12 protein-coding genes are annotated in these 16,320 nt (G+C 74.4%); 4 read left to right on the top strand and 8 right to left on the bottom strand.

What is annotated here, in order from left to right:
• Window positions 1-4 precede the first annotated feature (4 nt).
• The 4 genes from ACH4PY_RS19360 to ACH4PY_RS19345 form a co-directional block, all read right to left on the bottom strand.
• Entirely contained in the window at window positions 5-1,642 is a 1,638-nt protein-coding gene (locus ACH4PY_RS19360) for a thiamine pyrophosphate-binding protein (RefSeq protein ID WP_398183806.1), read from the bottom strand.
• Window positions 1,639-2,865: an aldehyde dehydrogenase family protein gene (locus ACH4PY_RS19355; RefSeq protein ID WP_398183803.1), complete on the bottom strand. Its 1,227-nt coding sequence runs from the start codon at window positions 2,863-2,865 to the stop codon at window positions 1,639-1,641. The genes ACH4PY_RS19360 and ACH4PY_RS19355 overlap by 4 nt, the downstream gene beginning before the upstream one ends.
• A gap of 247 nt (window positions 2,866-3,112) precedes the next feature.
• On the bottom strand, window positions 3,113-4,615 hold the full coding sequence (locus tag ACH4PY_RS19350) for a carboxylesterase/lipase family protein (protein WP_398183800.1): 1,503 nt from the start codon (window positions 4,613-4,615) through the stop codon (window positions 3,113-3,115).
• An 11-nt stretch (window positions 4,616-4,626) separates the two neighbouring features.
• Window positions 4,627-6,018, bottom strand: coding sequence for a GH1 family beta-glucosidase (locus tag ACH4PY_RS19345; protein ID WP_398184646.1), 1,392 nt, complete (start codon window positions 6,016-6,018; stop codon window positions 4,627-4,629).
• A 336-nt stretch (window positions 6,019-6,354) separates the two neighbouring features.
• Between ACH4PY_RS19345 and ACH4PY_RS19340 the strand changes: the two genes are divergently transcribed.
• Complete coding sequence (locus tag ACH4PY_RS19340; RefSeq protein WP_398183797.1) at window positions 6,355-7,410, top strand: LacI family DNA-binding transcriptional regulator; 1,056 nt, start codon at window positions 6,355-6,357, stop codon at window positions 7,408-7,410.
• On the opposite strand, the gene ACH4PY_RS19335 is transcribed toward ACH4PY_RS19340, so the two are convergent.
• Window positions 7,407-8,309: a hypothetical protein gene (locus ACH4PY_RS19335; RefSeq protein ID WP_398183794.1), complete on the bottom strand. Its 903-nt coding sequence runs from the start codon at window positions 8,307-8,309 to the stop codon at window positions 7,407-7,409. The two genes, ACH4PY_RS19340 and ACH4PY_RS19335, sit on opposite strands and share 4 nt — an antisense overlap.
• Window positions 8,310-8,546: 237 nt before the next feature.
• Window positions 8,547-11,153, bottom strand: a complete 2,607-nt coding sequence (locus tag ACH4PY_RS19330; protein WP_398184644.1) for a glycoside hydrolase family 9 protein — start codon at window positions 11,151-11,153, stop codon at window positions 8,547-8,549.
• A gap of 353 nt (window positions 11,154-11,506) precedes the next feature.
• Between ACH4PY_RS19330 and ACH4PY_RS19325 the strand changes: the two genes are divergently transcribed.
• From ACH4PY_RS19325 to ACH4PY_RS19315, 3 genes are all read left to right on the top strand, one after another.
• Window positions 11,507-12,520, top strand: coding sequence for a hypothetical protein (locus ACH4PY_RS19325; protein WP_398183792.1), 1,014 nt, complete (start codon window positions 11,507-11,509; stop codon window positions 12,518-12,520).
• Window positions 12,521-13,034: 514 nt separating this feature from the next.
• Window positions 13,035-13,430: a hypothetical protein gene (locus tag ACH4PY_RS19320; protein WP_398183789.1), complete on the top strand. Its 396-nt coding sequence runs from the start codon at window positions 13,035-13,037 to the stop codon at window positions 13,428-13,430.
• 119 nt (window positions 13,431-13,549) lie between these two features.
• Entirely contained in the window at window positions 13,550-13,831 is a 282-nt protein-coding gene (locus ACH4PY_RS19315; protein WP_398183786.1) for a hypothetical protein, read from the top strand.
• Here ACH4PY_RS19315 and ACH4PY_RS19310 read toward each other — a convergent pair.
• Both ACH4PY_RS19310 and ACH4PY_RS19305 read right to left on the bottom strand, forming a co-directional pair.
• Entirely contained in the window at window positions 13,818-15,239 is a 1,422-nt protein-coding gene (locus ACH4PY_RS19310) for a condensation domain-containing protein (RefSeq protein WP_398183783.1), read from the bottom strand. The two genes, ACH4PY_RS19315 and ACH4PY_RS19310, sit on opposite strands and share 14 nt — an antisense overlap.
• Window positions 15,240-15,348: 109 nt before the next feature.
• Entirely contained in the window at window positions 15,349-16,311 is a 963-nt protein-coding gene (locus tag ACH4PY_RS19305; protein ID WP_398183781.1) for an AraC family transcriptional regulator, read from the bottom strand.
• Window positions 16,312-16,320: the final 9 nt, after the last annotated feature.

Here is a 16,320-nt window from a genome sequence, read left to right as displayed (position 1 = left end):
CCGGTCACGACCCGTGCTCCGCGGCGCCGGGGACGACATGCCGTCCGGTGATCCCGACCTCCAGCAGGCGGGTGCCGCCCAGGCGCAGCAGCGCGTCGAGCGCCGGGGCGAGCGACGCGGCCGAGGTGACGGCCCGCGCGTGGGCCCCGGCCGCCGCGAACAGCTCCGGATAGGCCCGCCCGCCGTCGAACGCGGTGGTCCGGCCGCCCGCCCGGGAGAGCGACGGCCAGCCGAAGGAGCGGTTGCGCAGCACGACGTAGAGGACGTCGAGTGCCCTGTCGGCCGCCACCAGCATCGAGGACAGCGCGCACTCCATCGCCACGTCGCCGCCGACGCCCACCGCCGGCTGCCCGGCCAGCGCGACCCCGGCGGCGGCGCCGAAGCCGAACCCCATGACCGTCTGCTCGCCCGGCACCACACAGGTGACGTGGTCCGGACGCCGGAAGACGGGCACGTGGTAACCCCACAGGTCGCACAGGCCGTTCTCCTGGGTCAGCACCACCGGCCGGTCGAGCCCGCGCAGCGCCTCCTCCAGCGCGCGCCAGAAGAAGGGCGCGGTCACGGTGCCCCGGGCCCCCGGCGCCGGAGCGGGCCCCCGACCGGCGCCCGGCGGCGGCCGGTCGCCACCGGACGCGGGCAGGGCGTCCAGCAGCAGGAGGGCGGTCTCGCGGACATCCCCGACGAGGCCGAGGGCGGGGACGGCGCGCCCCGGCACCCGGGGGTCGTGGTCGACATGGACCAGGCGGGCCCCCTCGGCCGGGGTCCAGCCCGTCCGGGCGGTCTCCTCCAGCGCGGTGCCCAGCGCGAGGATCACGTCCGCTCCGCCGAGGGCGCGCAGCCCGTCGCGGCTCGCGTACAGGCCCGCGACCCCGGCGAATTCGGGGCGTGATTCCGGGTAGCCGCCGCGGCCGGAGGCGGTGACCAGCACGCGTGCGCCCAGCCGCGCCGCGAGGCCGGTCGCGAGGCCGTCCCCGAGGGTGTCGCGGGCCCCGCCGCCGAGCAGGACGACCGGGCGCCGGGCACCGCGCAGGACGGCGGCCGCCTCCCGGACGCCGCTCGCGGAGGGCGCCGCGGGCGCGGGCGGCGGGTCCGCGGCGAGCGCCCGGCACTCCCGCGCCCACCCGGAGCGCTCGGCGGGCAGGCCGTCCAGCGCCGTCCGGGACAGCGCCACGAGCACCGGGCCGCCCACCGGGCCTTCCGCGGTCCGCAGGGCGCGTGTCACCGCCCAGCCCAGCTCGGCCGGGCTGCGGACCCGGTGGGACCACGCGTAAAGACCGCCGCGGAAGTCCATCGGGTCCAGTTCCTGGAAGCCGCCGCGCCCCACGCCTTCCTCCGGCGCGTCGACCACCAGCACCAGCAGGGGCTGGCGCAGCGACGATGCCTCCGAGACGGCGGGGAGCGCGGTGAGGTACCCCGGCCCGGCGTGCAGCAGCACGACCGCGGTGCGCCGCCGTACCCGCGACCACCCGACGGCGGCGAAGACGGCGGTGCGCTGGTCACGGGTGGTCAGCACGCTGCCGCCCGCGGCGTCCGCCGCGTCCAGCAGGTCGGGGGTGTCGCCGGGCACCCCGCACACCAGGCGGTCGCCCCCGGCGGTGAGGAGTTCCAGGAGCATGTCCCACGCGGCTGCGCGGCCGCTCATCGGGCCGCCGTCCCCGGGGACTTCACGGAGATCCGCGCGGCCTCCGCGGAGACCAGCAGCGGGCGTCCGGCCAGCCCGTCGGCGGACTGCACCCAGGACGCGTCGCGGCCGAAGCCGCCGAAGGGCCGGTTGCCGTCCTCCGCCGCCAGGGCCGACCGCGTACCGCAGTTCACCGAGGTCCCCAGCACGTCCCTGCCGTCGAAGGCGGGTTCGCCGTAGACGCTCGCGTAGAAGCCGCTGTCGCGCTGCGCCGGGGCCTCGAACCAGGACAGCAGCCGGTCCGCGTCCGGGTAGGACACCACGTTGAACACCGGGGCGAACAGCTCCGGCACCCCGCCCAGGTCGTCCAGCCGCCGTTCCACGACGGTGACCGGGACGAACCACCGCCCGGCGGCGCCGCGGCCCTGCCAGGTGACCGCGTCGCGGTGCTCGTCGAGGAAGGCCGTGGCGCGCAGCCACGCGTCCTCGTACGACAGCGGGCAGTTGACCAGGCCCTCGTCCCGGCGGGAGCCGGGCCGGACACCGGCCAGGGCCGTACGGAGCCGGTCCCCGAACTCCGCGGACCGGCTCTCGTGGACGAAGACCACGTCGGGGCACAGGCAGTCCTGGCCGCCGTTGTGCAGGCGGGCGGTCACCAGGTCGCCGACCGCGGCGCCCAGGTCGGCCGCGGGGCCGACGACCACGGGATTCGGGCCGGAGCCGAAGCCGAGGAACGTCGGCTTCGGCTCCGGCATGCCGCGGTACAGCTCCCGCCCGTTGGCGAGCCTGCCGGTGAACACCACAAGATCCGACCCGCGGGCCCGCCGGACGAATTCCCGCTGCGTCTCGTCGAACATCCGCACACCGGGGGGAAGCAGGTCCGAGAGGACGTCCATGACCGCGAAGTAGGTCGCCTTGGCCCGGGAGGACGGACGCATGTCCACCTGTCCGAGATAGGTGGCCGGAATCAGTCCGAAAAGCACGCAACTGTAGAGGATGTTGTTGGAGGGGAGGAACACGGTCAGACGCAGTGCCGGGTCTATCGCCCCGGCCGCGTCCATTTCCCGTTCGGCACCTCGCAGGGCCCGCGCCCCGGCCGCGATCTCCGCGGACGCGCTCGCCAGGGTCGCCATTTCGGTCAGCACTTCGGTGAGTTTTCGGCCACGGTCTTCCAGGGCGGTCGCCAAAAGGCGGGCATCGCTCACAACGGGCCTCCCGTGCGGCTGTGGCGAGGATGTGGTCATGCGGCGGAACAGGAGCCGGGGCGGTCGTCGCGCCGCTTCCCGGTGACGCGAGCGCAATTGCGCGAAATAGGCTGCGGCATTGTTCGGGGCACGGGTGAACGCGTCAGGCGTTCCCCATGAATCTACCCCGGGGCGGCCGGTTCCGGAACTGTCCTGACATCGGGTCGGGGAACCGCGGGCGGGCCCGGAGCGCAATTGCGCGGCGGCCGCGGAGAACATCCGATTCCGCTTTCCCGGCGTCTGCGGTTCAGCGACGCTCCAGCAGTTCGCGCAACGGACACAGCGGGTCGTCGGCGATCCGCACGGGGGTGTCGAGGACGGCGGTCGCACGCGCGGGAGGGGTGTACGGGCGCCACACCGGCAGTCCCTCCCCGCCGGGGACCCCGGTGCGGGCGAAACCGGTCCAGTAGGCGCCGAGCGCCGCGGCGAGGTCCGCCGGAGGGGCCGCCCCGGTCTCCGCGCGGGCCCCGGGAAGGTCCTGGGTCTGGAACACGAAAGGTGCCTCCAGGCCGTGGTGCGCGCCGCGCCGTTCGCGGGCGTGGGGGGCGGCCCAGGTGAACAGGTAGGCGTAGGTGCGGCCGCGGGCCGTGCGGCGGGCGTCCAGCAGCCGGTTCGACGGTTCGCGGTAGAGCTGCTCGGCGAGATACGCCTCGACGGTCTCGGCCGCCCCGGCGGGCCTGCCGAGGAGGCGGCCGAGGCGTCCGGGCAGCCGGCCCGCGAGGTCGTGGACGTGCGGGAAGTCCGCGGGGGCCAGCAGCGCCGGCAGATCCTGGCGGATCTCCGCCCCACGCGCGTCCAGCGGGGCGTAGCCGGAGGCCTCGTTGAGGTTGGTCCCGACCACGAGGTCGACGTCCGAGGAACTCCCGGCCGCGACGGCGTCGACCGGGACGGCGGGGAGGATCCGCCCGTCCCGCGTCGGCTGGAAGACGACACCGGGGCCCGGCCGGTGCCGGGTACGGCGGCGGACCAGGAGCTGCTGCGCTGCCACCAGCCGCCCGACGGGCAGCGCGAGCAGCTCCCCGGCACGCGGCTCGGTCAGCCCGCACAGCCGCAGCAGGTCGGCGGTGCGCTGCCGGCCGTACTCCGGGTCCTGGGCCCGGTCGGCGCTGCCGCTCTCGACGATCGCGCGCCGGAACAGGCCGCGGGCCGCGGGCATCGCCATCAGGGCCGCGACGTTCGCGCCGCCCGCCGACTGCCCGAACACGGTGACGTTGCCGGGGTCGCCGCCGAACGCGGGCGCCGCCCGCCGGACCCACCGCAGCGCGGCGGCCAGGTCCAGCAGGGCCGCGTTCGACGCGTCCGCGTAGTCCGGGCCCAGCAGGTGGTCGAGCGTCAGGTGGCCCAGCGCGCCCAGCCGGTAGTTGGGCGCCGCGACGACGACGCCGTACCGCGCGGCGAGGCGGGCCCCGCGGGTGACGGGGTTCGCGTTGTGCCCGTAGAGGTGGGCGCCCCCGTGGATCCACACCATGACCGGCAGCGGACCGGCGTCTCCCGGGCCGGACGCGGGCCGCCACACGTTCATGTGCAGGCAGCCCCGCTCGTCGGTGCGTAGCCCGGCCGTACCGGACGGCTCCTGCGGGCACGCCGGGCCGTGGGCGAGCGCGTCCCGCGTGCCGGTCCAGCCGGGAGGCGGGCCCGGCGCGGTGAAGCGGCCCCCGATCCCGGCGTAGGGGACGCCGAGATACTCCTCGGCCTCCCCGTACGGGCCGCGCACGGTCCTGCCCCGCACGCTGCCGAACGGGGTGCGCACGGTCACCACGGTCAGCGGGCGCGCCCGGTCGCGGTCCGGGCCGCCTCCGCCCGGCCGTGCAGGAAGCGCGCGAACCACAGGGCGCTGAGCTTGGGGGTGCGCTCCATGCTCTCCCGGTCCACCGAGACCAGGCCGAACGTGGGGCCGTAGCCGTGCGCCCACTCGAAGTTGTCCAGCAGCGTCCAGGGGAAGTACCCGCGCACGTCGGCGCCCTCGGCGCAGGCGGCCGCGACGGCGTCGATGTGCGCCGACAGGAACGCCACGCGGTCGGTGTCCTGGACCCGGCCGCCCGCCGGGTCCCGCAGCGTGTCGGGGAAGGCGCCCCCGTTCTCGGTGATCACCAGCGGCACCGCCGGATACTCCCGGTGCACCCGCAGCAGCAGGTCGGTCAGCCCCTCCGGGGTGATCGGCCACCCCAGCGCCGTCGTGCCGCCCTCGCGGACGGGGACACCGTCGGCGCGCACCCGTTCGCTGAAGTAGTAGTTGACGCCGAGGACGTCCAGCGCGGTGGCGACGACCGCCGCGTCGCCGTCGCGGACCGGCAGCGTGATGCCCTCCTCCCGCAGGGCCGCGACGACGTCCTCGGGGTAGCGGCCCAGCAGCAGCGGGTCGAGGTACATGCGGATGCCGAAGCCGTCCGCGCGGCGGGCGGCGGCGACGTCCCGCGGGTCCTGCGTGGCGGGCAGCGTGGGCGTCAGGTTGAGCGTCAGGCCGAAGGAGTGCTCCGGGCCGCCGCGCGCCCGCATCCGGCGCACCGCCTCGCCGTGCCCCAGCAGCAGGTGGTGCACGGCGTGCATGGCCGCGGACCGGTCGCGGCGGCCGGGGGCGTGCATGCCGTCGGCGTACCCGTACGTCGCGACGCACCACGGCTCGTTCAGCGTGGTCCAGGACGTCACCCGGTCGCCGAGCCGGTCGAAGACCAGCTCGGCGTAGTCCGCGAAGCGGTGGGCGGTGTCGCGGTGCGGCCAGCCGCCCGCGTCCTCCAGCTCCTGGGGCAGGTCCCAGTGGTAGAGCGTCACCCACGGGTCCACGCCCTGCTCCAGCAGGCGGTCCACCAGGCGGTCGTAGAAGGCCAGCCCGGCCGCGTTGGCCGGTCCGCGCCCGCCCGGCTGGACGCGCGGCCAGGAGATCGAGAAGCGGTAGGTGTCCACGCCGAGACCGGCCATCAGGTCCACGTCCTGCGGCATCAGCCGGTAGTGGTCGCAGGCGACCCGTCCGGTGTCGCCGCCGGTCACCGCGCCCGGTGTCCGGCAGAAGGTGTCCCAGATCGAGTCGGTGCGCCCGTCGGCGTCCACCGCCCCCTCGATCTGGTAGGCGGACGTGGCCACCCCGAAGCGGAATCCGGGCGGCAGCAGGCCGGCGCGCGCCGGTACCGGAAGGGCGGCGGCGTCGCGGTCGGACAGACGCGGGAGTTCAGGCACGGCGGTCCCTCGGTTCTCGTTGCTCGTCCGGAAGAGCCGACCGGCCGGTGGCCGCGGTGTCGGCGAGGCGCCCTCACCCTAGGGCGGCCGGGGACAGCTGTCCATAAAACGTTCGAGTAGCCTTCGGGTGCGACGTCGGCCGCCCGGCGCTCCCACCGCGGGCGGCCCGTCCCGGGGGACATGGTGCTCCGAACGGTCAAAGGCTAAAGTGAGGGGCGTTGTATCGGGCCGAGCCGGGTGGGGACCGCAGGTACTCGCGCGCTCTACCCGGGTTCGCGGCCCGGTATTTCCGGCAACGATCTGAAGGTGGACATCCTGGTGGCTCGCACGACAGCGTCGGAGGAGGGTCGCAAGGCCACGATCAAGGACGTGGCGAAACTCGCGGGGGTGTCCCCGTCCGCGGTCACCATCGCCGTGCACGACAAGCCGGGCGTGTCCTCGAAGACCAAGGAGCGCATCCTCCAGGCGGCCCGCGAGCTGGGGTGGAGCCCGAACCAGGCGGCGCAGTCGCTGTCGGGACGCGCGATGCACACCGTCGGCCTGGCGATCGCCCGCCCGGCCCGCATGCTCGGCCTGGAGCCGTTCTACATGGAGTTCATCTCCGGCATCGAGAGCGTGCTGTCACGGCACTCGTGCTCCCTGCTGCTCCGCCTGGTGGAGCCCGAGGAGGAGATCGAGGTCCAGCGCGGGTGGTGGCAGGGCAACCGGGTCAACGGGTCGATCCTCGTCGACCTGCGGACGGACGACCCGCGTATCCCGGTGCTGGCGGAGATCGGCCTGCCGGCCGTCGTCGTCGGGCACCCCTCGCTCGCCGGTCCGTTCGCCTCGGTGTGGACCGACGACGCCGCCGCGACCGCGGAGGCCGTGCAGTACCTGGCCGCCCTCGGCCACCGCACCATCGCCCGGGTCAGCGGCCCCGCCGAACTCGGCCACAGCGCCATCCGCACCAAGGCGTTCGCCGAGACCGCGCAGCAGCTCGGTCTGACCGCGCGCACCGTGGTCGCCGACTTCTCCGCCGACCAGGGCAGCCGCGCCTGCCGCACGCTGCTGCTGTCACCCGAGCGCCCCACGGCGATCGTGTTCGACAACGACATCATGGCCGTCACCGCACTCGGCGTCATCGCCGAGTTCGGCCTGTCCGTGCCGCAGGACCTGTCGGTGCTGGCCTGGGACGACTCCCAGCTGTGCCAGCTGACCCGGCCCACGCTCTCGGCCATGCAGCACGACATCTTCTCCTTCGGGGCCGACGTCACCGAGACGCTCTTCGACGTGATGACGCACCGCGAGGCCGTCTCCCACGCCGCCCAGGTCCCCATCCTGGTCCCCCGCGGCTCCACGGCCCCGCCCCCGCCGGCCCCGCGGTCCCGCGCCTAGCTGATCACCGCCGGGAAACCCTGCGGGGCGGCGGCGACGGGGGCGACGGCGTTCGTCGTCCTGTCCATCTGCACATAGCTCGCCGTGTACTCGACCCCCTCGGGGACGAGGTACTCCAGCGTGGTCGCGTCGGTGGACATCCTGCCGTACGTGCTGACGGTGAAGGTGACCCCGTACCAGAAGGGCGAGTTGGGGTTCTGCTGCGCGTGGTTGGTGCACTTCAGGAGCATCCGCTTGAGCGGTTCCTCGAACTGGTGGTTGAAGTTCTGGTTCGTGCTGTCGGTCATGGGCGTCAGGTTCTGCGACACCCCGTGGCCGCCCAGGTTGTCGTTCCACAGGTGGCCCTTGATCCAGCCGCTGCCGTCCCGGGCGTTCAGTTCGTTGACCAGGGTGCACTCGGTGGCGCCGGGGCGTGAGCCGCCGTACGAGAACGCGGGCGCGTTGACGCTCGGGCCCAGGGTCACCGTGACGCTCGTGCCGCCCATCCGCTGGAGCGGGCCGCCGTTGCCCGCCGCGCCGAAGACGGCGGCGGTCCACACCGGAGGGTGCCGGTCCCACGCGGGCAGCGGCAGACTCCCGGTGGCGCCCCGGGTCGAGACGCGCTGGAGCACCTCGCCGCCGGACGTCTCCGCCGTCCCGCGCGTCTCCGCCGTCGCCAGTGTCCGCGCGGGCGGGGTCAGGACACGGTCGGCCTCGGCCGTGTCCTCCTCGTCCCGCAGGCTCCTGTCCCCGCCCGTCCGGCGGAGCATCTGGACCACCGCGGCGTTGCCGGCCGTGGCCTGGAGGCCCAGCGGACCGCGCCGCACCGGGCGCGCCGGCCCGGCGGCCGCGGTGCGGGCGGTACGTGCGCCGCGTGGGGCGCGGACTCCCGCGTCGCGGGTGTTCTCGTGGTCGCGCAAGGGAGCCTCGCCTCTCGTGCCGGCGCCGAAGGCGCTCCGCCGGTACCGCGCGGTCCCGCGCCCCGGACCCCGGACCCCGGACCCCGGTGGTGCGGGAGGCCATGGCCCCGGACCCGTCCGCTGGGATTTTAGCCCGCGCGCCGGGTGGCGCGCGGGCTGTCCCCCGAGTTGCCCCCGACGCCCACGCACGGACCGGGACGGGCGCCGGGGACGGGGGCGCTCAGCGGCGCCCGCTTGTCACCCGGTTGTGGCGCAGGTACGGCCGTTCACCGTGAACGCCTTCGGATCGCTCACCTGGCCGCTCGATGTGCCGTTGAAGCCGAAACCGGCCGACGCGCCGGGTGCCAGGGTGGCGTTCCAGCTCACCGGCCCCGCCGTGACGTCCCGTCCGTTCTGGGAGATCTCCGCCTGCCAGCGGTCGGTGATCCGCTGGTCGTCGGCGAAGGACCACGTCAGCTTCCACGGGGACAGCGGCGCGGTGCCGGTGTTCCGAAGCGTCACCAGGGTGGTGAAGCCGCCGCTCCACCGGTACGAGGTGTACGTGACCTGGCAGGGCGCCGTACCGCCGCCCTCCCCGGCGATGCCGAGGTCGTCGGCGTAGGAGGCGACCCAGGCCAGCGGCGCGTTCCAGTTGATGGCGCTCTCGTTGGTGGAGTACGACTCGATGTCGTCGATGTAGCACATGGCCGGTGCGCAGCCGGTCAGCTTGCTCTGCGCGGTGGGGTCCTCCAGCGCGTTGTCCGGGCCTCCGGCCAGGGTGCCCGCGGGCGGGTTGGGCAGGTCCGCGTCGAGTTCGTGTGCCCAGATGCGGCTGTGCTGGTTGTGCGAGTTGCGCTCGCCGAAACCGGTGACGTACGACTGGTTGAGCGGGTTGCGGCCCAGGACGTAGTCGAGGGCGTGCACGACCGCGTCGCGGTAGGCCGTGTCGCCGGTCAGGTCGGCGGCGACGCCGAGCACGACCGCGTTGTTGAGGACCTGGCTGTTGGACCCCCACACGTAGTGGTTGCCCGCGGGCGCGTACGGCAGGCCGTAGAGCGCGTCGCGGGAGTCCCGGGCGTAGCCGTCGGCGGCCTGCGTCACCATGGCGCGCACGCCCGCGAGCTGGTCGGCCGTCAGCTTGCTGGGCACGGTGGCCAGGTCCAGGGCGCCGAGCGCCGCGGTGGAGCCCCAGGAGAACCCGTCGGGCGGGAAGACCGCGGCGGTGTCGCCGTGCAGCGGGGAGTCGAGGACCGCCTGGCGGTAGGTGTCGTCGCCGGTGGTGATGAACAGCTCCGCCGCGGCCCAGTAGAACTCGTCGGTGACGTTGTCGTCGCTGTAGGCGCCGCCGCCGGTGGCGTCGTTCGGGTCGGCGTAGAGGTCCGGGTGGGCCAGGGCCGCGGTCCACGCCTTCTGCGACGCGGTGAGGCAGCGGTCGGCGAAGGCCGCGTCGTAGGGCTGGAACAGCCGGGCGCACTGGGCACCGGCCGCGGCCAGGTTGAGGGTGGCCGCGGTGGACGGCGGGTGGAGCCGGCGCGGCTGCGCGTCCTTGTCCGGCGCCTGCGGGAGACCGGTCCAGGCCTGGTCGTGCAGCTTGTGGTGGGCCATGCCGGCCAGCTGCTGACCGTCGGGGACCTGCATCTCCATCAGGAAGTTCAGTTCCCAGCGGGCCTCGTCGAGGATGTCCGGCACGCCGTTGCCGTGCTCGGGCACCTTCAGCTTGCCGTCGCCGAGCGGCGCGCCGTCGGCGCCGTGGGCGGTCAGCGTGCGCTCGTAGGCGTTCATCAGCTCGGAGACCGCGATGCCGCCGTTGACCACGTACTTGCCCTGGTCGCCCGCGTCGTACCAGCCGCCCGCGGCGTCCAGGGTGTAGTCGCACACACCCGGCTGGCAGGGCACGCCGTTGTCACCCGTGTTGGGGGCGACGTTCAGGTGCCCGGCGGGGCGGGCGTAGGCGGCTCCGGCGATCGAGCCGTCGATCGCGATACCGCTGCGCTGGTCGTAGTAGTAGGCGAGCGAGTCGGTCCGCAGCGCGGCGTAGACGTCGTCGGCGATGGTGAACGGCTCGCTCGTCCGGTCGCCGATGGTGACGGTGTAGCCGTCGCCCGTGGTGGTGTAGCCGCTGAAGTCGAACGTCTGGACGTTCTGGCCGGAGGTCGGGTCGGTGCCGCCGGGCACGGTGGCACCGGTGGCGACGGCGGTCCCGGCCGCGTTCTTCAGCGTCCAGGTCTGCGGGTCGGTCGCCTCGGTGACGAAGGTGCCGTCCTTGGGCCCGCCGGGCAGGTAGCCGACCTGGTTGACCCGGACCGGGGAGCCGGTGTCGGGCGTGTAGACGGGGGGTTCCGCGCCGCCGCGCAGGGAGATGTCGTCGAGGCACAGGGTGAACGCCTTGGAGCTGCCGCCGACCTGGAAGGCGAGCTGCGCGGCGTCGTTGTCCGTGCGGGCGGTGAAGGTGTGGACGATCGGCACCGCGGCGTCGGTGAGCTGGTCGTGCTCGGACAGCTCGGTCGTGTACGGGTCGACGGCCATCTGCACGTTGGTGGTGATCGTGACCGGTACGGAGGCGGTCGCGGTGTAGCTGAGCGTGTAGCTCTCACCGGCCAGGAGGGGCAGGTCGTTCTGCCCGATGATGGCGTCCCACGGGTTGGTCGTGCCCGCGGGGATGTCGGCGCAGAGCCGGCCGTCCACCACGGAGGCCGGGTTGTTGTCCGTCCACCACCAGGGTGCGGTGGTGCCGCCGGAGAAGTCGCCGTTGCGGATCTGCTCCGGCGCCTCGTCGCCGGCGCCGGTCGCGGCGCCTGCCGGGGCGGCCAGCGCGGCGCCGAGGAGACCGGCCACGGCCAGCGTCCCGAGGACGCGGGAACGCAGCCGCCGGGCCCGCCCGCGCGGTCTCGGCGGGTGGGAGCGGAGTGAGTGGGGGATCACGGGGTGCTCCTTCTGGGGTGGAAGTGGAGATGGGAGCGCTCCCACGAAAGCTTCGGGGGAACCGCGAGCGCCGTCAAGACGGCCGTGCCGGGCCCCGGCCGCGCCGCTTCCGGGCGGGCGGCGCGAGCGGCGCCGTCGGACGGTGCGGCGGACCGTGGGGGATCGGCCGTGGGTTGTCCGTGAATGTGACCCGATTACCGCACCGCGTGATGCGCACGTTGGTACGGTTTCATCGCTCTTACGAGGACGGCCTCCGCGGCCGTCGGGCACAGGGCGGGGGCAGGGGGAGGACGGTCGTGGGGACGACGGGCAAACCGCAGCTGGTGCTGGTCCACGGCATCGGCGGGCCGCGCGAGGTGGACGAGGAGCGGCACAGCTGGAAGAGCGCGCTGGCCGAGGGCGCGAGGAAGGCCGGGTACGCGGACGCCGTGTCGGGTCTGACGATGGACTGGGCGGTGGACACCGCCTTCGCCCACTACGGCGACCTCTTCGGATCCGGCCGCCACGAGCAGGGCCCCGATGGGCCGGAGCAGGACGAGGAGCTCGCGCGGCTCACCCTCGCCGTCGTGTGCGAGGTCATCGACGCGTTACCGGTCCCGTCCGAGCCCGGTCAGGCCGCCGCGCTCGCCCGGCTGCGGGTCCAGGCGGAACCGGAGCCGGTGGACCCGGCCGGGCGGCCCCTGGAGCACGAGGGAGTGGGCGGCGTGGTCCGCCGGGCCGCGGCGGTGTGCGCGAAACTCGCCCGCTTACCCGGGGTGCAGACCGGCGTGCAGCGGGCCAGCGCCGCCCGGGCCCTCGGGATCCTGTCCCAGCCCGGACGCTATCTGCGCCGCGGCGAGGAACGACCCGGTCCGGACGGCCGGACGACGACGCTGGACGCGCGGATCAGGGCCCGGGTGCTCGACGTCCTGGATCCCCGGCGGCCGGCGATCGTCGTCGGACACTCCCTCGGCTCCGTGGTGGCCCTGGAGGCCCTCGCCGAGTACGGGGGTCCCGTCCCGCTCTTCGTCACCCTCGGATCGCCCCTCGCGACCAACGCGCTGATCTGGCAGCGGCTTTCGCCCCGGCCCCCCGCGGTGCCGCCGACCGTGGAGCGGTGGCTGGACCTCTGGGACGGCGACGACCCCGTCGCCCCCCGGCGCCGCCTCGCCGACCTGGTGGCGCCCGGCCCCGGCGGGGTACGGCCCGAGCCGGTGCCGCTGTCGTCCCGGGCCCTGTGGACGCATCCGGCCACCACCTACCTGCGGCGCGAGGAAGTCGCCGAACCGGTGATGGCCGCGGTCGCACGTCTTTCCGCCGTCCCGTCATGAACGCGGTGGTCCCGGACCCGGTCCACCGGGCCAGGACATGGCGAGCAACTCCCTGCCGGAGGACGCGAACAGTTCGGTCGACGTGAACGGCCTGATCACGGCGGCGGCCAACCAGCAGGGCGTGGCCGGGCGTCAGGTGCGGGTCGCGGTGCTCGCCGCGGCCCCCGCCGGGGGAACCCGCCTACGCGCTGGACTTCACCCGGCAGATCACCCACCGGATCCGGGAGGGCTTCGACGACGCGGGCGAGTTCGTCCCCGTGAGCTTCTACCGCGACGCGCTGATCGGGGCGTTGGGGAGCCAGGACGCGGTCGCGCTGCTGCTGGCGCACGACACCGCCGGGTTCCTGCTCAAGTGGGCCGGGCGTGAGCTGACGAGCTACACGGTGCACCGGGCGATGGCCGAACTGAACACGCCGCGGCGCGACACCCACGAACCGCTGCGCGCCGACCCGGGACTGTCCGGCAGCGGCCTGCTCACGTACTTCCTGGAGCACGCGGCGCTGCGCCGGACCGCGTGGTGCCCCTGCACCTGCCCGTCGACGCCCCGCCCGCCCCCCGGCTGTCGGCGGCGGTCCCGCCGCCCGGCTCGGTGGCGGAGGCCGTCGAGGCCTACTGTGCGTCCCTCAGCGAGCGGGCGGTGGCCGGGGGATGGCAGCTGCGGACGCTGCTGCCCCCCGAGGACGTCGTCCTGCCCGAGGGACTCGTGCCCGGCCGCGTCTTCCTCTACGGCCTGGTGCCGCACCGCAACCTGTCGTCGGCGCACAACATCACGGTACTCGCTGTGGAGAACGGCTTCGCCTTCGTCTCCACGCAGCTGGCCGTCACGCTGGTGTTCCTCCGGCGGCCCTCCCTCCCCGCCCACGACGTCGAGCTGCTGCGCGTGGAGGCCCCGCGGCAGGGGCGGTTCTAGACGGCGTGCCGGGGACCGTGCGCCACCCGGGGGCCGTAGGTCTGGAAAGCTGAGCGGACGAACGTGATCTGCGCCCCCGCAGGCGTGTGGCGGGCGCCCGACGCACCGGGAAGGTCACCATGCCCCGCAGGTTGTACTGGCGGCCGGGCAGCCCCCGCCCGAGGCACGAGCTGCCCGACGCCCTCAAGCGTGCGATCGCCCCCTGGCTCTGGGGGCACGACGGAGGCGGACGCGACAGCGAGGAGTGCCATCTCACCAAGGACGACATCGACAAGCTCCAGGGCTTCGCGGACCAGGGAGTGGAGGGCGCGAAGGAGCTGATCGCCGCGATCCGCGAGAACGACGGCGGTGTGGTGGTGTGGATCTCCGGCCACGCCGTACGGCCGCTCAGAGATCGCTGACCGGCACCGCCGCCCGCACACCGGTCGGGGTGGCCGGGTCGAGCGCCGCCGTGACGACCAGCTCCTCCAGGTCGAGCATCAGCGCGTGCACGCCGTCCGCGGACACATGGTGGGTGTCCACCTGGATCTCCAGCTCCACCGTGTCCTCGGCCGCCCCGACCTGGACCATCAGCGTGTCCAGGTACGTGTCGAACGGCTTGCCCCAGCGCAGGGCGCTTCCCGCCCGCGCGGCCTCCAGCTCCTGCCGGGAGGGCGGCACCCGGCCCGGCGGTTCGGCGACCGCGCCGAGCCTGCGGTCGTTGAACAGGCAGGAGGTCTCGACGGATTCGCCGCGCTCCCGGTCGACGCGGGCACGCAGGTCGTCCAGCGCGCCCGGGTCGTAGTAGGCGTGCTTCGAGCACACGGCCAGCGCCCGCCGGGTGCGCGCCACGACCTCGTCGAAGGACGCGTCGGCGACATCGACCATGAACAGGCCGTTCACGGAGAGCGGGTGGGACACCCCGGCCAGCCCCGGCCGGAACCGGTTGCTGACGACGACCTGGATCAGGGCGGGGGTGATGCCCGTCAGCCGCGCCACCGCGACCGCGTACGCGGCGAGCAGCACCGAGGACGCCGTGTCACCGGTACGGGCGGCCACCGCCTTCGAGGCCAGGTGCAGGGCGGGGGAGGTGAAGACGCCGAGCCGGTAGCGCGGTTCGCCGCGGTCGACACGGGGGCCGAACCGCCGGGGTCCTGCCGTGCGCAGCAGACGCTCCCAGTGGCGCAGCGAGATGTCGTTCTGCCGCCGGGCGGACGGTGTCCGCTGGAGCGCGGCCAGTTCCAGCGGACCCATCGCGGGCGCCGGTCCCTCCGCCCCGCCCGTGCCCCGGTCGCGCTCGGCCAGTTCGCGGAGCATGACGGCGATGCCGCCCCCGTCGGTGGCGATGTGCGAGATCGTCACCAGCACATGGGTGACCCGGCCGTGGCTGCGCACCGCCGCCATCCGGATCGGCCACTCCTCGGCGTGGTCGAACGGCGTGGCCTCCCACCGCTCGGCCAGTTCCCGCGCGACCCGGTCCGGGTCGCCGCCGTCCGGGGTGTCGAGGATCCCCAGCTCGGCCCGGCCCGAGCCGTACACCTCCTGCACGGGATCGCCGTCCGCGCCGGTGCGGACACGGGCCCGCATCGAGGCGTAGCGGCTGAGGAAGAACCGCAGTTCGGCCGCGAGGTGGGCGACGTTACGGCCGTCGGTGACGGGCACGGCCCCGCCCATGCTCATCGATGTGCCCGCCTGCCCCATCAGCGTCCACACCTTGCGCTGTCCCCAGGTCAGCCCGCCGACCCCGGCCCCCGCCCCCTCGAAGGGCACCACGACCCGGTCGGTCATCCGCACCCCGCCCAGCAACGCCCCCGGTACCGGTCCAGCCATCGCCCGCCGCCCCTCGACTTGTCCGCCGTGCCCCGACACCAGCCGGGTCATCCTGGGTCCGGCGCCCCCGGCTCCGCAAGGTTTTGAGGAGATCCAGCAAGAACTGCAATCATTCGACGGAAGCACCCGTCACACCACGATCATGCGCTCCAGTACTGACGCTGCGTCGGCCGGAGCGGGATCGGCCCGCGGTCGGTGAGCGGGGGGGGCCGGAGGACGTGGGCGGGGGTTCGCGGTGGGCCGCGCGGTATTCGGTCGGGCGCAGGCCTTTCAGTTCGCGGAAGCGGCGGTTGAAGTTGGACAGGTTGCGGTAGCCGCTGCGGGTGGCGACGGTCGTGACCGGGAGGGACGTGGTGGTGAGGAGGGCGCACGCGGTCTCCACGCGCAGCTGGTTGACGTAGTCGGTGAAGGTGCGGCCCATCGCGGTGCGGAAGAAGCGGCTGAAGGAGGTCGGGGACATGTGCACCAGGGCGGCGACCTCGTCCTGGTGCACCGGGCCGGTGTGGGTGTGCTGGAGGTGCCGGCACACCGCGTCGATACGGCTGCGTACCGCGCTGCCCGGGGCCGGGGTGTAGCCGGGGCCGGTGATCGCGGTGGGGGCGGAGTCCGCGGCGAGCCGGCACAGCACGTCCAGCAGCGTCACCGTCTGCGCCGCGGCCTCCGCCGCCGGGAGCGCGGCCAGCAGCGCCCGCGTCCCGTCGTCGGCACCGTCGAAGCGCAGGCCGCGGACGGAACGGGCCAGCAGGTCCGCGAGAGCGTGGAACTGCGGCAGGGCGAAGAAGCCGGGGCCGAGGAAGTCGTGCCGGAACTGCGTCACCGCCGCCCCGGCCGGTCCGGCGTCCGGGTCCGAGACGAAGGTGTGCGGCAGGTCGGGGCCGAGCAGGACGAGATCCCCCCGCCGGTAGCGCTCGACGGTGGTACCCACATAGCGGGTGCCCGAGCCCTCGGTGACGAGGGTGAGTTCGTACTCGCGGTGGTAGTGCCAGCCGAAGCCGTACGCCGCCTCCCGGCGGAGGTAGCTGAGGAGCGTCGTGCCGTCGGGGGAGTGCGGCTGCTCGTAGCGCGGCTTCACGCGGGCGAG

The organism is Streptomyces sp. NPDC021224 (assembly GCF_044332905.1).
In the GTDB taxonomy this organism is placed as follows: domain Bacteria; phylum Actinomycetota; class Actinomycetes; order Streptomycetales; family Streptomycetaceae; genus Actinacidiphila.
This window is presented reverse-complemented; position numbering and strand designations above follow the sequence as displayed.

Coding starts and splice junctions, on each gene's coding strand:
- ACH4PY_RS19360 (WP_398183806.1), bottom strand. CDS start 1,642: ATGAGCGGCCGCGCAGCCGCGTGGGACATGCTCCTGGAACTCCTCACC.
- ACH4PY_RS19355 (WP_398183803.1), bottom strand. CDS start 2,865: ATGACCACATCCTCGCCACAGCCGCACGGGAGGCCCGTTGTGAGCGAT.
- ACH4PY_RS19315 (WP_398183786.1), top strand. CDS start 13,550: ATGCCCCGCAGGTTGTACTGGCGGCCGGGCAGCCCCCGCCCGAGGCAC.
- ACH4PY_RS19310 (WP_398183783.1), bottom strand. CDS start 15,239: ATGGCTGGACCGGTACCGGGGGCGTTGCTGGGCGGGGTGCGGATGACC.